We start from the raw sequence: 13309 nt of genomic DNA, 5'->3' as shown, positions 1-13309 counted from the left end.
AAACGCTCGGCTGGTAAACCCCAGCCGAGCGCCTGCATAAACTGCTCACGGCCTGATCAACACAACCGCGTGTTGCAACGACCGCTAGAAACCGCTGTGGGCGGCCGGCCCCTGCGGTGTGACGGTGCTGCGGTGTGTCGGTGCTGCGGTGTGACGGGGACCGTCAGAACGTGCTGGCGCTGCCCATGATGCTCGCGAAGACCGCGATGCCCAGCAGCGGCAGGACCACCGTGGCGATGATGCCGCAGACCAGACCGCCCGTCGCGGCCCCCTTGTTGGTGGCCTCCCCGCGGTTGGCCTTGCCCCGTCCGATGGCGCCGAAGATGATCCCGAGGATGCCGAGGATGATCCCGAAGAACCACAGGAAGAAGGTCAGGCTGCAGACGACGCCGATGATGCCCAGCACCAGTCCCGTGGTGCCCATGCCGTTGCTCGGCTGCATCGGCATGCCGTAGCCGGGGGCCTGCGGGTAGCCCACGGGCGGCGCGGCCGGGTGGGCGGGGCCGGACTGCGGGTAGCCGTAGCCGGGGCCGGACTGCGGGTAGCCGTAGCCGGGCGCGGGCTGGCCGTAGCCCGGCGCGGGCTGCTGCGGTGGCTGGGACGGCGGTCCGAATCCGTCCGGTGCGGGCTGGGTGTTGGACATGGTGTGGTTTCCCCTCCGTTGACAGTCAGGGCATCGTAATGCCCCTGTTCCGCGCGGTGGATGGGAGCGGACGGCACCGTCCCAAGCGGACGCCCGCACGCGCGGGCCGGTCGCGGCTCCGGTCGGTGGGGGCCGGCGAACGGCCGGCGGACGGCCGGGACCGGGCCCCGGTGTCAGCGGTCGGCGAGGACCGTCGCGGACGGGCGCGCGGCGCCGTCGTAGTAGTACGGGTCCGAGGTGCGGGACTCGTGGACGGCGGTCGCGATCAGGACCACGTACACGACGATCATCGCGATGCCCAGGACGATCCCGATGATGCCGGTGACGAAGCCGGCCTGCGCCTGGCCCCGGTTGTCGGCCTCGCCCCGCTCCGCCCTGCGGCGGCCCTTGACGCCGAAGACCACGGCGAGGATGCCGAGCACCACCGAGACCACGCCGTACAGGCAGAACAGGCAGCAGGCCAGGATGCCGAGCACCATGGCCGCGATGCCCATGCCGTTGCGCGGGGCCGGCGCCATGCCGGGCCAGCCGTAGGCCGGGTAGCCGGGGTGACCGGGCTGGCCGGGGTAGCCGGGCGCGCCGGGATAGCCGTAGCCGCCGGGACCTGCGGAGGGGGCCGGACCGGTGGGTGCGACGGGCGGCGGGGGCACGGCGAAGTCACCGGCCGCGGCGCCGGGAACGGCGTCCGCGGGAGCGCCGCGCGGGACGTCCGCGGGGGTGCCGTGGCCCGGCGGCGGGAAACCGGGGGGCGGGGTGGCCGGCATCGCGGCCATGGTGGCCTGGTCGTGCACGGAGGGCGGGGCCGCGGGCGGCTGCTCGGGCGCGGGCGGGCGCTTCTCCAGCGAGGGGCCGCTCTCCGGCGGCGCCCACGGGTTGTCGCCGGACCCGGCGTCTTCGCCCGCCCGTGTTCCGTCCGTCATGTTCTCGGGTCCCCCTCGGTCGATCGTCAGGACATGCTAAGGCCTGTGCTCGCGGCCCTTGCCCGCCGGGCGGATCACGCTCCGCGACCCCACGGCACGGCGGCCGGGCCTGCGCCTACGATGGCCGTGCTCACCGATCAGCCGATCACCCGCGCCGCGCGCCCCAGGGGCCCCGCGGCGCCGTTCCCGGGGAGGGACACCTTGACCGACCAGCACGCACCCCGCGATCCGCACGCCTTCATCGCCGGACTGCCCAAGGCCGAACTCCATGTGCACCACGTCGGCTCCGCCTCCCCGCGGATCGTCTCCGAACTGGCCGCCCGCCACCCCGACTCCAAGGTGCCCACCGACCCCGAGGCGCTGACCGACTACTTCACGTTCACGGACTTCGCGCACTTCATCCAGGTGTACCTCTCGGTCGTGGACCTGATCCGCACCCCCGAGGACGTGCGCCTGCTCACGTACGAGGTGGCCCGGGACATGTCCCGCCAGCAGGTGCGCTACGCGGAGCTGACCATCACGCCGTTCTCGTCCACCCGGCGCGGTATCGACGAGCGCGCGTTCATGGACGCCATCGAGGACGCCCGCAAGGCTGCCGAGGCGGACTTCCAGACCGTGCTGCGCTGGTGCTTCGACATCCCCGGCGAGGCCGGGCTGCTGTCGGCCGAGGAGACCGTGCGGCTCGCCACCGACGACCGGCTGCGTCCCGAGGGGCTGGTGTCGTTCGGGCTCGGCGGCCCCGAGACAGGCGTGCCGCGGCCCCAGTTCAAGCCGTACTTCGACCGTGCGATCGCCGCCGGGCTGCACTCCGTCCCGCACGCCGGGGAGACCACCGGCCCCGAGACGGTGTGGGACGCGCTGACCGAGCTGCGCGCCGAGCGGATCGGCCACGGCACCAGCTCGGCCCAGGACCCGAAGCTGCTCGCGCACCTCGCCGAGCACCGGATCGCGCTGGAGGTGTGCCCGACCTCCAACATCGCCACGCGGGCCGTGCGCACCCTGGACGAGCACCCGATCCGGGAGTTCGTACGGGCCGGGGTGCTCGTCACGGTCAACTCCGACGATCCGCCGATGTTCGGCACGGACCTCAACAGCGAGTACGCCGTCGCCGCGCGGCTCCTCGGCCTGGACGAGCGGGGCATCGCCGAGCTGGCCAAGAACGCGGTGCACGCCTCCTTCCTGGACGAGGCGGGCAAGGCGCGGATCGCCGACGAGATCGACGCGTACACCGCGCGGTGGCTCGCTCCCTGACCGCATCGGAGGGCGGCAGGCGGCCGGGGACACAATGGGCCCATGCAGACCGTGACGGCCGTGGCGCACCGCGGCGATCCCTACCGCTTCCGTGAGAACACGATCGAATCGCTCCGCTCCGCGCTCGACCGGGGCGCGGACGCGGTCGAGATCGACGTACGGCTGACCCGGGACGGCCTTCCCGTGCTGCTGCACGACGACTCGCTGAAGCGGCTGTGGGGGCACGACCGGCCGCTGCGGTCGCTCTCGGCCGAGGAGGTGCACGGGCTCACCGACGGCGGGGTGCCCACGCTCGCTCAGGCGCTCGCCGCCACGCAGGGCCACCGCGTGATGATCGACCTGCCGGGGGCGCCGGGGCCGCGGGCGGTGGGGCGCGTCGCCGGGGTGGTCCGGGAGTGCGGGGCGCAGGACCGCGTCTACTACTGCGCGGGCGCCGAGGCGATGCTCGCGGTGCGGGCCGCGCAGCCGTCCGCGGAGATCGCCCTGACGTGGACCTCGCTCGCGCCGCCGCGCCCCGGGCTGCTGGACGCGGTGCGGCCCAAGTGGCTCAACTACCGCTTCGGCCTGGTGGACCGTGACCTCGCGGCCCGGGTCCACCACGGCGGCCACCTGCTGTCGGTCTGGACCCCGGACACCCGCCGCTCGCTGCGCCGCCTCCTGGCCCTGGGCGTGGACTCCGTCACGACGAACCGCGTCGACGTGCTGTGCGCGCTGCGCGGCCGGGGAGGTGCGGGCGGGGTCAGGCCGGTCTGACGAGGCGTACGTCGTCCACGCCGAGCAGCCCGAGCAGCGGCACGTTCCCGGTGTGCTGACCGGGGTCGACCACCAGGCCGGCGTCCCGCACGAGGTCCAGGAGGAGTTCGGCGAGCGGCATGACCATGTGCCGGCCCCAGCAGCGTTCGGAGGAGTGCCCGAAGGGCAGGTAGCCCGGGGTGTTGTCGGGGTCGAGCGTGTCCCAGCGTTCCGGGCGGAAGGCCTCGGGGTCCTCCCACAGCGCCGGGTCGCGGTGGGAGAGCAGCGGCAGCAGCAGCACGTCGTCGTCCGCGCCGATCCTGTCGTCGAGGGCGGGGTACTCCGGCGAGGCGTTGCGCAGGATGTTCCACGAGGGCGGCAGCAGACGCAGCGACTCGTGGATGATGTTGCGGTTGGACATGCCCTCGTCGAACGGCGAGCCGAGCCAGAGCGCGTTGGCCACCAGCGTGGAGACGGTGAAGCACACCGGGGCGGCGGCCCTGCGGTACATGCCCATCGCGTACCGGCGTTCCTGGTAGCCGGTGGCGTTCGCCGCCCGCTCCCCCAGTCCGGTGAGGCGTCCGCCGCCGGGGTGGGGCCAGCCGGGCAGTGCCGCGCCGACGGCGATCACGGACCAGGTGAGTTTGGTGGTCAGTTCGAGGTTGCGGCTCATCAGCATGCGCAGCCGGCGCGGGTCCTGACCGAGGATCAGGTCGCGCAGGAACAGGTGCCCGGTCAGGGGCCAGGAACCCGAGAGGTCGACGTGCTCGGGCAGCGGCCGCTTCAGTGCCTCGCGTACGTCGTTGCCGACGGTCCGGGTGACCGAGGAGGCCTCGGTACGCGAGATCGAGCGGCCTTGCAGGGGCTTGAAGGTGGGCCGTTCGGTCTCCGTGGCGCGCCGGGCGGCGAGGATCCGGTCCGCGATCCGGGGTCCGGCGACGCCGATGGTGTCGGGTTCGAGCCGGAAGAGGTCCTGGCCGAGGTGGTCGCGCAGGAGGGCGGCCAGCCGGGGGGCGAAGACGGTGGTGCGGGTGCGCGGCACGGATGACAGGGGCATGGGTTCTCCGGGAGGGGCGGTGGGAGCCGGTGCGGTGCCCCCGCCGGACGGCCGGGCACCGTGGTCCAGACGCGTGGACGAGTGCGGGTGCACGCGTGGTGCGGGCGCACGGGTCACGCGGCGGACAACGATGTCCGGGCCGTACGGCGGGGGCGCCGCGCGCCGGATCAGTACCAGATGTACCAGGCGCTGGCCTTCAGGCTCTTGCGGGCCGAGACCTTGTTGCGGACGGCGAAGAGAAGCTTCATGAGTGCGTTTCCTCTCTGGTGGGGCTGAGGCACACGACCTTCCGTGGCCGGTGTTCCGGGAGGACCCGGGGGGCCGTTGAAGATCGCGTGCGGTGGCTCGGAGAGCACTGCCCAGTATGACAACCGGATAATCACTACGCTGTTCAAAGTGTTCAACGGGCGGTCGGTACGGCTACACAGTGCACTGCCCGCCGGTACGGGCGGTGTCGACCGGGAGCGCCTCCAGCCGCTTGATGCGCCTGCGTACGTCGTACAGCGGGATGATGCCGAACACCCCGAAGGACATGTCGATCAGCGTCCACCAGAACGGGATCCCGCGCAGCGGTCCGCAGACGAGGGCGAGGGGGACGATGCCCACGCACGCGATCATCCCGAACTCCACGACCCAGATGTTGCGGACCGGGTCCCGGTAGGGGCCGTGGAAGGCCACCGCGATGACCAGGTGGGCGAAGGCCAGCCAGTCCGTGCCGTACAGCAGGAACGGGTAGTCGGCGTCGGCGGTGTCGAGCCCGCGCCGCACCCGCTCGATCCAGCCCATGAGGGCGGGCAGGTGCTCGGGTACGGACAGGGCGCGCAACGCGCTTTCGGCCCAGTGCAGTTCGTGGACGAGCGGGAAGGCGGTGACCCCGCTGAGCACGAGGCAGACGACGAACACGACCAGCCGGACGCGGATGCCCTTCAGGAGGGCGGCTCTGTCGCTCATGGCAGGAGCGTACGCCGGTGTTGAACATGTTCAAAACGGGGGCCCGGTGAGACCTCCCCCACCGGCCGCGGGGCCCTCTCCCGGGTCAAGGTGGCGCTGGGGAGGGGCTGTTGGTCAGCACCTGGCAGCCGGAAGGTGACCACGGGGCCCACCGGCTCGCCGACCGCACGGGATCGGCCCGGGCCCGGCCCCCGGGCCGGCCGGGGCAGGTCATTCCCCGGCCAGGGCCTCCCTCAGCTCTCCGCGCCGCCGGATGCCCAACTTCTTGTAGGTGCTGGTCAGATGGGTCTCCACGGTGCGCCGGGCCAGGTGGAGCAGATCAGCTATCTCGGTGTTCGTGCGGCCGTCGGCCGCCAGCCGGGCGATGCGGCGCTCGCTGCCGGTGAGCGAGCCCGAACCGCTGCGGACGATCGCGGGACGGCGGGCGCCGCCCGCGCGCAGGGCCTGCTCGGCGAGCGTCCGCAGCCGCGGCGCGCCCAGGCGCTCGGCGCGTTCGGCCGCCTCCCGCAGGCAGGCGCGGGCCCGGACGCGCTCCCCCGCCGCGGTCAGCTGCCGGCCCTGAGCCAGCAGGGCGGCCACCAGTTCCGGCCCCGCACCGGCCGGGGCCTGCCGCAGCAGCCGTACGGCGTCCTCGGCCAGCCGCAGGCCACGGCGCCCGCCGGTGGCCTCGCCCAGCACCCTGAGCGCCCGGCCGACCGTGCGGGGAGTGCCCCACACGCGGGCCAGCCGCAACTCCTCCTCGGCCAGTTCGAGGGCGTCCAGGGGGCTGCCCAGCGCCAGCCGGCACTCGGCGGCGGCCGAGCGCCAGGGAGTGACGACGGGGCTGACCACCTCGCGGGCCGACTGGCGCCGTCCGCACTCCAGGAAGTCGTGCAGCGCCCCGGCCGGGTCCCCGGCGGCGGCGCGCTGTACGCCGCGGGCGTACAGGAACCGGTTCAGCTCCCAGGAGTCGGGCACGCTGCGCAGGTCGAAGCCGTCCGCGAGGCTCCGCGCCTCGTCCGTACGGTCCTGCTCGACGAGGGCGAGCAGGGTGTGGGCGTGCACGTTGCCGGGCCCGGTGACGTGGACGGCGGGCGGCTCGGCCGGGAGCCGTCCGTAGGTGCCGCGCGCCGCCGCGATGTCGGCCCGGGTGTTGAGCAGCGCCTCGTGCATCGGGTGCAGCAGGCCGGGCCGGTGACCGGACAGCCCGCGGTCCACCAGCCGGTCCGCCTCGTCGAGTTCGTCGGCCCACTGGGCGACCGCGGCGGCCGTGCCCAGCAGGAACGGCTCGGTCAGCGGGTGAGCGGGCTCGGCGAGCAGCTCGCGCACCTGCCGCATGGCGTCCTCGGCCGAGGTGAGCCCCGCGGTGGCCGCGTACCGCACGAGCAGCATCCGGGCGGCGGTGCCGACCGGGTCGGGCGACTGGCCGGCGCTCTCGCGCAGCATCCGGTACACCTCGCCGCGGACCGCCTGGTCCCGGTCGGCCAGCAGCGCGGAGGCACTGTGCAGGGTGGCCACCAGGTCGGGACGGTCGGCGAGTTGGGCCACCGCCGCGCACAGCACCTCCACGGCTGCGCGCGGCCGGCCGCGTCCGGCGAGCGCGGTGCCCAGGGCGACGGCGGCGCGGGCCCGGTCCTGCGGGGCGCCGGGCAGCCGCAGCGCCTCGTCGAGCCGGGGGATCCCGGAGGCGGACTCGTCCCCGGCGCACTCCAGGGAGCCCAGCTCGGTCAGCAGCCGCTGCCGGCGCGGGTCGGCCAAGGGCTCGTCCAGGGCCCGCCGCAGGAAGGCCATGGCGTCGGTGGCACGTCCCTCGCCCAGGGCGAGGGAGGCGGCGTCCTGGAGCACGCCCACCGCCCAGGGGGCGCCGACCGGTCCGGACCGGAGCAGCTGCCCGGCCACCGTCTCGGTGGGCGCGCCGTGGTGCAGCATCGCCTCGGCGACGGCCTGGTGCGCCGCGCGCCGCCGGGCCTCGGGCACGCCGGTGAGCACCGCGTCCCGCAGCAGGGGGTGGGCGTAGCGGGGCCGGCCGCCGGGCGGGGTGTGCAGCAGGCCGAGCCCGGTCATGGCGGTGAGCCAGCCCGTCACGCGGGCCGGGTCGGCGCCCGCGAGGTCGGCGAGCAGCGCCACCGACTCCTCGGCGGCCCGCGCCCCGGCGCCCGGCGGCCGCCGGGCGCCGGGCGGGGTGTTCCGGCGGTCCGTGCCGTCGTCGAGGACGGCCAGGGCCCGCGCCACCTCGGCGGTGCCGTCTCCGGCGCTGTCCAGCCACCACGACACGGCGGCGGGGTAGGCGCCGGGGTACAGCGCCGCCGACGTCTCGGGCACGACGGGGTGCCGGGCCGGGCCGCCGAGGTCGTCGAGGAGGGCGCGCAGCAGCAGCGGGCTGCCCGCCCCGGCCCGTACGCAGTCCTCGACCCAGGCGGCGGGCGCGGCCGGGAACCGGGCGTACACCAGGGCGGCCGCCGCGCCCGGGGTGAGCGGCGCGAGGGTGTGGGTGCGCACCAGCGCGGGCGAGAGGGTGTGGGTGAAGCCCGGGCGGGGCTGGTCGACGTCGTACTGGCTGCGTTCGGTGACCACCAGCAGGACGGGCAGCGCTAAGCGGTCCAGGTGCCGGGCGGTCTCCACGAGCCAGCGGTGGGAGGGCCCGTCGGCGAGGTGGACGTCGTCCACGGCCACCAGCAGCGGCGATCGGGCGGCGTACGCGCTCAGGGCGCGCCACAGCAGTTCTGCCCGGCCGCGCTCGTCGCCCCGGTCGCCTGGGCCGCCGGCCGCCTCCGGCCGGCCGTGCTGCTCGAACCCCGGTACGGCGCCGAGGAGCTGGAGCGCGGTGGCGTACGGGAGACCGGCGTCGGTGGGGGCGCAGCGGGCGCGCAGCACGCGCATGCCGTGCCCGGCGGCGGACCGGGCGGCGGCCTCCAGAACCGTGGTCCGTCCGGTGCCGGTGGCCCCGCGCAGCAGGACGAGGCCGCCGGACCCCGCCCGGGCGCGCTCGGCCTTGGCCGCCAGCAGCGCCGCTGCCTCCCGGTGCTCGGCCGGCAGGTCGCGCCACCGGTGGTCGTCCGGTCGCTCGGACGGCGTGGGGTGCGGCTGGTGGGCACGTTCTTCGGGCGGCACGGGGTGGGGCTGCTGGTCCCGGTGTTCGGACGGCACGGGGTGCCGCTGGTGGTCGCGGTGTTCGGGCGCCGTGGCGTGCGGCTGATGGTCCCGTAGGTCGGACGCCGTGGCGTGCGGCTGGTGGCACCGTTGTTCGGGCAGCCGGGCGTGCCGTTGCTCGGCCGGCCGGTCGTAGGGCCACTCACCGGGCCACTCGCCGGGCCGGTCGGAGGTTCGCTCGGTGGGGTGGCCGGACAGCCGGGCCTGCGGTTGCTCCCAAGGGCGGCCGGGCGCCGTCGCGGACGAGGGACCCCAAGACCGGTCGGACGAGGAGCCGGAGGACCACTCGGACGACGGCCCGGAAGACCACTCCGACGGCGGCCCGGAAGACCACTCCGACGGCGGCCCGGGAAACCAGTCGGAGGAGGACCCGGAAGAACCGTCGGACGGGGGCCCGGAAGGCCGGGCCGCCGGGTGCTCGAAGGGCCGCGCCGGCGCATGGTCGGGCAGCCGGGCGGAGGGCCGTTCGGGCATGTGGTCAGTCCCGTGGTCGGTCGGGTGGTCGAACGGACGCGTGCGCAACTGCTCGCACGGGTGTTCCCGACGCGGTCCCGGCAACGCTGCCATCCCTGCCTCCTCGCTCGGACGTGACGCCCTCCGCACACCAGGACGCCCCCCACCGGCCGCCGGTGACGTGACAAGTCCCACTGCACCCGACGGCCGGGCAGAGGGAACCGCCCGGGCGGTCACCGTCGTGGTGTACGTACGCCTGTTCTCGTGGTGCGGCTCGTGGTGCTCCACGATTGTGCGGACCCCCGCCACCACAGGAGTGTGGTGAGCACACGCCAGTCACCGCCCCCACAGAGGTGACGGGCACGTGGACATAGGGGAAACCGTTGCTCAGCTCATCGCGGACCACGCACCCCGGCACCGCCGGTTCCGCCGACCGCATACCGGTCGTGGTGCACGCCACGGATCCGATCCTGCGTGAAGGGGTGCTGAGCCAGCTGCGCCGGTTCCCCGAGGTCGAGTTGCGGGAGGAGACCGGTTCGGGTCCCGGCACCGTGGCGCTGCTCGTGGACGACACGCTCGACGAGGCCGCGCTGACCCGGCTGCGCCGGGTCGTGCGCAGCGAGGGCGCGCGGGCCGTGGTCGTCGTCAGCTCCCTGCGCGAGGCCGAACTGCTCGACGTGATCGAGTGCGGCGTGGGCGCCATCGTGTGGCGCCACGAGGCCGGCGCGCACCGCCTGGTGCAGGCCGTGCTCGCCGCGGCGCGCGGCGACGGCGACCTGCCCGCCGACCTGCTCGGACGCCTCATCGACCAGGTGGGCACCCTGCACCGCAACGCCGCCGGCCGGGCCGGTGCGCCCGGCTCCGGGCTGACACCGCGCGAGGTCGACGTGCTGCGGCTGGTCGCCGAGGGGTTCGACACCGGGGAGATCGCCGGCAAGTTGTCCTACTCCGAACGGACCGTCAAGAACGTCATCCACGGGCTGACCACCCGGCTGCACCTTCGCAACCGCGCGCATGCCGTCGCCCATGCCCTCCGGGAAGGCTACATCTGACCGAACGGGCACTCGAGGCCGCCCCCCGGGGCAGCGGTGTCTGCCTGGCTCCTGTCCCCGCCGCTCCTGCGCGCGGGGCCGGTGCCGGGGCATGATCGGACAGCGCGTGGCGGCCGGGCCGCGGGCACCAGGGCGCACACACGGGCCCAGGCACGGGCCAGAGGACCACGGGCCACGGTCACACGGGGCCAGAACGCGGACCTCGGGGCCACGGACCACGGGACGCGGGCCACGGAACGCGGAACAGAGCACGGCAGGGCGGGAGCACGACGGTGATCCACGAAGTGGACGAGGTCCTCAAGACCCTGCTGGGCGGCGGCGCCCTGACGGGTTCCGGGATCGAGGTGGTCCTCGACGCGCCCACCCGCGACTGGGCCGCCCGGCGCAACGCGCCCACGATCAACGCCTACCTGTACGACATCCGGGAGGACGTGAACCGCCGCCAGCGCGGTCACATCCCCGTGACCGACGAGCGGGACGTGGTCGTCAAACGGCGTCAGCCGCCGCGCTGGTTCCGGCTCTCGTACCTGGTGACCGCCTGGACCAAGCAGCCGCAGGACGAACACCGCCTGCTGTCCGCGGCCCTGGCCACACTGATCCCGCGCGAGGTGATCGCGCCCGGTGAACTCCCCGCCGCGCTCGGTGCGCTGGGCCTGAGCGTCCCGGTGTCGGTGGCCGGCATCCAGACGGAGTCCCGTTCGCTGGCCGAGATCTGGTCCGCGCTCGGCGGTGAACTCAAGCCGTCCCTGGACGTCGTCGTCACCGCGCCGTTCCCCGCCTACCCCGAGTACGACGCCGGGCCGCCCGTCACCGAGGGTGCCGCCGTCCGCGTGCGCACCCTGGACGGCGGGGCCGGGACGGAGGAACGCGCGCACCGGCCGCGGCAGGTCGCCGCGATCCGCGCCGCACGCGAGGCGGCCCGGCGCCGCCGCGGTCCGGGAAGGGCGACATGACCGTCTCGCAACAGGCACCCGCGCAGCCGGTGCCGGCGCCCGCCGACGCGCTCCTCGACCGCCTCGCCGTGCTGCGCGACCGGGTCGCCCTGCTGGTCGGCCGGCGTTCCGCCGACGACCCCACGGCCGCCGACCCGCTGCGCGGCCTGTACCTGTCGGAGGACGCCGTCCGGCACCTGCTGCGCGTGGCGGTCTCCGAGCCCGACGCGGTCTCCGAGCCCGACGCGCTCTCCGACGACCGGGCCGGTGCCACCGCCACCGCCACCGCCGCCCTCGGCTCCACCGGCCTCACCGGCCCTGCCGGGGACCGGCTGGCCGGGCTGGCGGCGCGGTTCGGCCTGGGCGACCTGGACACCGCCATCCTGCTGGTCGCCCTCGCGCCCGACGTGGACCGCTCCTTCGAACCGCTCTACGGCTACCTGAACGACGACGTCAGCCGCCGGCGGGCCACCGTCGCCCTCGCCCTCGACCTGTGCGGCGTCCCCGCCCACTCGGCGCCCGCGCGGGCCCGGCTGCACCCCACCGCCCCGCTGACCGCGCTCGGGCTGCTCGTCGTGGAGGAGCCGGAACGTCCCTTCCTCAGCCGCTCGTTGCGCGTGCCGGACCGGCTGGTGGCCCATCTCCTCGGTGACGACACCCACGACCCCGACCTCGCCGGGCACCTGCGCTCGCTGCCCGACCCGCCGTGGCCGCACAGCGCCGTCGGCACCGACGGCGCCGCGGACGACGGCGGGGACGAGGAGTTCACCGTCCTCGCCCGGCGCCTGGCCGCCCGGCTCGCCGCCGGGCCGCCGCCCACCGCCTACCTCCGCGAGGGCCGCGAGGGCGACGCGCTCACCTGTGCCGCCGCCGCGCTGCGCACGGCCGGCCTGGCCGCCCTGCACTTCACGGGGCCCGAGGACCACGTGCCCGGCCTGCTGCGCGAGGCGCGGCTGAGCGGACGGGTGCTCGTGGTCTCGGCGCTGCCGGAGCAACCGGCCCGGATCGTGCGCGAGCTGGCCGCCGCCACCGACGTACCCGTACTGATCACCGGCTCCCGACCCTACGACCCGCTCTGGTGCGACGACGACGCGGGCGACCCGCTCGTCCTGGAGGTGCCCCGGCGCAGTGCCGGGGCGCTGCGCGCCTGGTCGGCCGCGCTCGGCGAGGAGCCCGGTTTCGACCTGGCCGCCACCGTGGCGCCGTACCACCTGGCCGACGACCGGATCGCGCGCGCCGCCCGCGCCGCCCGCGCCCTCGCCGCCTTCGACGGCGTCCCGATGGCCCCGGCCCATCTGCGCGTCGCCGCGCGCCGGCAGTCCGCGTCGGGGCTGGAGCAGCACGCGCGCCGCATCCGGCCCGCCGTCGACTGGGGCGACCTGGTCCTGCCCGAAGGGCCCCTGGCCCAGCTGCACGAGCTGGCCCTGCGGGCCCGCCACCGCGACCGGGTCCTCGGCGACTGGCGGCTGAGCGCGGGCGGCGGCCGGGGCCGGGGCGTCCTCGGACTGTTCGCGGGCGAGTCCGGCACCGGCAAGACGCTGAGCGCGGAGGTCGTCGCCGCCGAACTCGGCCTGGACCTGTACGTCGTCCAGCTGTCCTCCATCGTCGACAAGTACGTCGGCGAGACGGAGAAGAACCTGGAGCGCATCTTCGCCGAGGCCGACCGCACCGACGCGGTGCTCCTCTTCGACGAGGCCGACGCCGTGTTCGGCAAGCGGTCCGCGGTGAAGGACTCGCACGACCGGTACGCCAACATGGAGAGCGCCTACCTGCTCCAGCGGCTGGAGTCCTTCAACGGCATCGCCCTGCTCACCACGAACCTGCGCGCCAACATCGACGAGGCGTTCACCCGGCGCCTGGACCTGGTCGTCGACTTCCCGTTCCCCGACGCCCGGCAGCGCCTGGCCCTGTGGCGGCACAGCCTGTCCCACGTGCCCTGTGCCGAGGGCGTCGAACTCGACGCGGTCGTCGCCGGTTTCGAGCTGGCGGGCGGCTCGATCCGCAGCGCCGTGGTGACGGCCGCGTACCTCGCCGCCGGCCGCGACGGGCTGGTCACCTCGGCCGACGTGCTGGAGGGCGCCCGCCGCGAGTACCGCAAGGCGGGCCGGCTGCTGCCGGACGAGGGCTCCTGGTAGACACCGGGGAAGCAGCGGCGAAGGGGTGGGGTGGCAGACCCGCGGTCTGCCACC

11 protein-coding genes are annotated in these 13309 nt (G+C 75.1%); 5 read left to right on the top strand and 6 right to left on the bottom strand.

What is annotated here, in order from left to right:
• Nucleotides 1-163 precede the first annotated feature (163 nt).
• On the bottom strand, nucleotides 164-643 hold the full coding sequence (locus tag ACFC02_RS38435; RefSeq protein ID WP_376366963.1) for a DUF4190 domain-containing protein: 480 nt from the start codon (nucleotides 641-643) through the stop codon (nucleotides 164-166).
• A 173-nt stretch (nucleotides 644-816) separates the two neighbouring features.
• Nucleotides 817-1563, bottom strand: a complete 747-nt coding sequence (locus ACFC02_RS38430) for a DUF4190 domain-containing protein (RefSeq protein WP_376366961.1) — start codon at nucleotides 1561-1563, stop codon at nucleotides 817-819.
• A gap of 120 nt (nucleotides 1564-1683) precedes the next feature.
• Between ACFC02_RS38430 and ACFC02_RS38425 the strand changes: the two genes are divergently transcribed.
• Nucleotides 1684-2814 carry an adenosine deaminase gene (locus ACFC02_RS38425; RefSeq protein ID WP_376366959.1) on the top strand — a complete coding sequence of 377 codons (1131 nt, stop codon included), beginning with the start codon at nucleotides 1684-1686 and terminating at the stop codon, nucleotides 2812-2814.
• 42 nt (nucleotides 2815-2856) lie between these two features.
• The gene (locus ACFC02_RS38420; RefSeq protein ID WP_376366957.1) at nucleotides 2857-3567 is read left to right on the top strand and encodes a glycerophosphodiester phosphodiesterase; all 711 of its coding nucleotides are present in this window, start codon (nucleotides 2857-2859) and stop codon (nucleotides 3565-3567) included.
• On the opposite strand, the gene ACFC02_RS38415 is transcribed toward ACFC02_RS38420, so the two are convergent.
• From ACFC02_RS38415 to ACFC02_RS38400, 4 genes are all read right to left on the bottom strand, one after another.
• Nucleotides 3554-4603 carry a cytochrome P450 gene (locus tag ACFC02_RS38415; RefSeq protein ID WP_376366955.1) on the bottom strand — a complete coding sequence of 350 codons (1050 nt, stop codon included), beginning with the start codon at nucleotides 4601-4603 and terminating at the stop codon, nucleotides 3554-3556. The genes ACFC02_RS38420 and ACFC02_RS38415 overlap by 14 nt on opposite strands.
• A gap of 167 nt (nucleotides 4604-4770) precedes the next feature.
• Complete coding sequence (locus ACFC02_RS38410) at nucleotides 4771-4884, bottom strand: tryptorubin family RiPP precursor (protein ID WP_360979907.1); 114 nt, start codon at nucleotides 4882-4884, stop codon at nucleotides 4771-4773.
• 139 nt (nucleotides 4885-5023) lie between these two features.
• On the bottom strand, nucleotides 5024-5554 hold the full coding sequence (locus tag ACFC02_RS38405; protein ID WP_376366952.1) for a hypothetical protein: 531 nt from the start codon (nucleotides 5552-5554) through the stop codon (nucleotides 5024-5026).
• Nucleotides 5555-5764: 210 nt separating this feature from the next.
• Nucleotides 5765-8569: an AAA family ATPase gene (locus tag ACFC02_RS38400; RefSeq protein ID WP_376366965.1), complete on the bottom strand. Its 2805-nt coding sequence runs from the start codon at nucleotides 8567-8569 to the stop codon at nucleotides 5765-5767.
• A 950-nt stretch (nucleotides 8570-9519) separates the two neighbouring features.
• Here ACFC02_RS38400 and ACFC02_RS38395 point away from each other — a divergent pair.
• From ACFC02_RS38395 to ACFC02_RS38385, 3 genes are all read left to right on the top strand, one after another.
• Nucleotides 9520-10188 carry a response regulator transcription factor gene (locus ACFC02_RS38395; protein WP_360979913.1) on the top strand — a complete coding sequence of 223 codons (669 nt, stop codon included), beginning with the start codon at nucleotides 9520-9522 and terminating at the stop codon, nucleotides 10186-10188.
• 272 nt (nucleotides 10189-10460) lie between these two features.
• Nucleotides 10461-11141: a DUF4255 domain-containing protein gene (locus ACFC02_RS38390; RefSeq protein ID WP_376366950.1), complete on the top strand. Its 681-nt coding sequence runs from the start codon at nucleotides 10461-10463 to the stop codon at nucleotides 11139-11141.
• Complete coding sequence (locus tag ACFC02_RS38385) at nucleotides 11138-13255, top strand: ATP-binding protein (protein WP_376366948.1); 2118 nt, start codon at nucleotides 11138-11140, stop codon at nucleotides 13253-13255. Before ACFC02_RS38390 ends, ACFC02_RS38385 begins: the two co-directional genes overlap by 4 nt.
• The last annotated feature ends 54 nt before the right edge of the window (nucleotides 13256-13309 follow it).

Source organism: Streptomyces sp. NPDC056160 (genome assembly GCF_042268205.1).
In the GTDB taxonomy this organism is placed as follows: Bacteria; Actinomycetota; Actinomycetes; order Streptomycetales; family Streptomycetaceae; genus Streptomyces.
Note: the sequence above shows the minus strand (reverse complement) of the source record. Positions and strands in the feature narration are given on the sequence as shown.

What these genes read in the sequence shown, in the direction of transcription:
- ACFC02_RS38435 (WP_376366963.1), bottom strand. Translation starts at nt 643, where the DNA reads ATGTCCAACACCCAGCCCGCACCGGACGGATTCGGACCGCCGTCCCAG.
- ACFC02_RS38430 (WP_376366961.1), bottom strand. Translation starts at nt 1,563, where the DNA reads ATGACGGACGGAACACGGGCGGGCGAAGACGCCGGGTCCGGCGACAAC.
- ACFC02_RS38425 (WP_376366959.1), top strand. Translation starts at nt 1,684, where the DNA reads ATGGCCGTGCTCACCGATCAGCCGATCACCCGCGCCGCGCGCCCCAGG.
- ACFC02_RS38420 (WP_376366957.1), top strand. Translation starts at nt 2,857, where the DNA reads ATGCAGACCGTGACGGCCGTGGCGCACCGCGGCGATCCCTACCGCTTC.
- ACFC02_RS38415 (WP_376366955.1), bottom strand. Translation starts at nt 4,603, where the DNA reads ATGCCCCTGTCATCCGTGCCGCGCACCCGCACCACCGTCTTCGCCCCC.
- ACFC02_RS38405 (WP_376366952.1), bottom strand. Translation starts at nt 5,554, where the DNA reads ATGAGCGACAGAGCCGCCCTCCTGAAGGGCATCCGCGTCCGGCTGGTC.
- ACFC02_RS38385 (WP_376366948.1), top strand. Translation starts at nt 11,138, where the DNA reads ATGACCGTCTCGCAACAGGCACCCGCGCAGCCGGTGCCGGCGCCCGCC.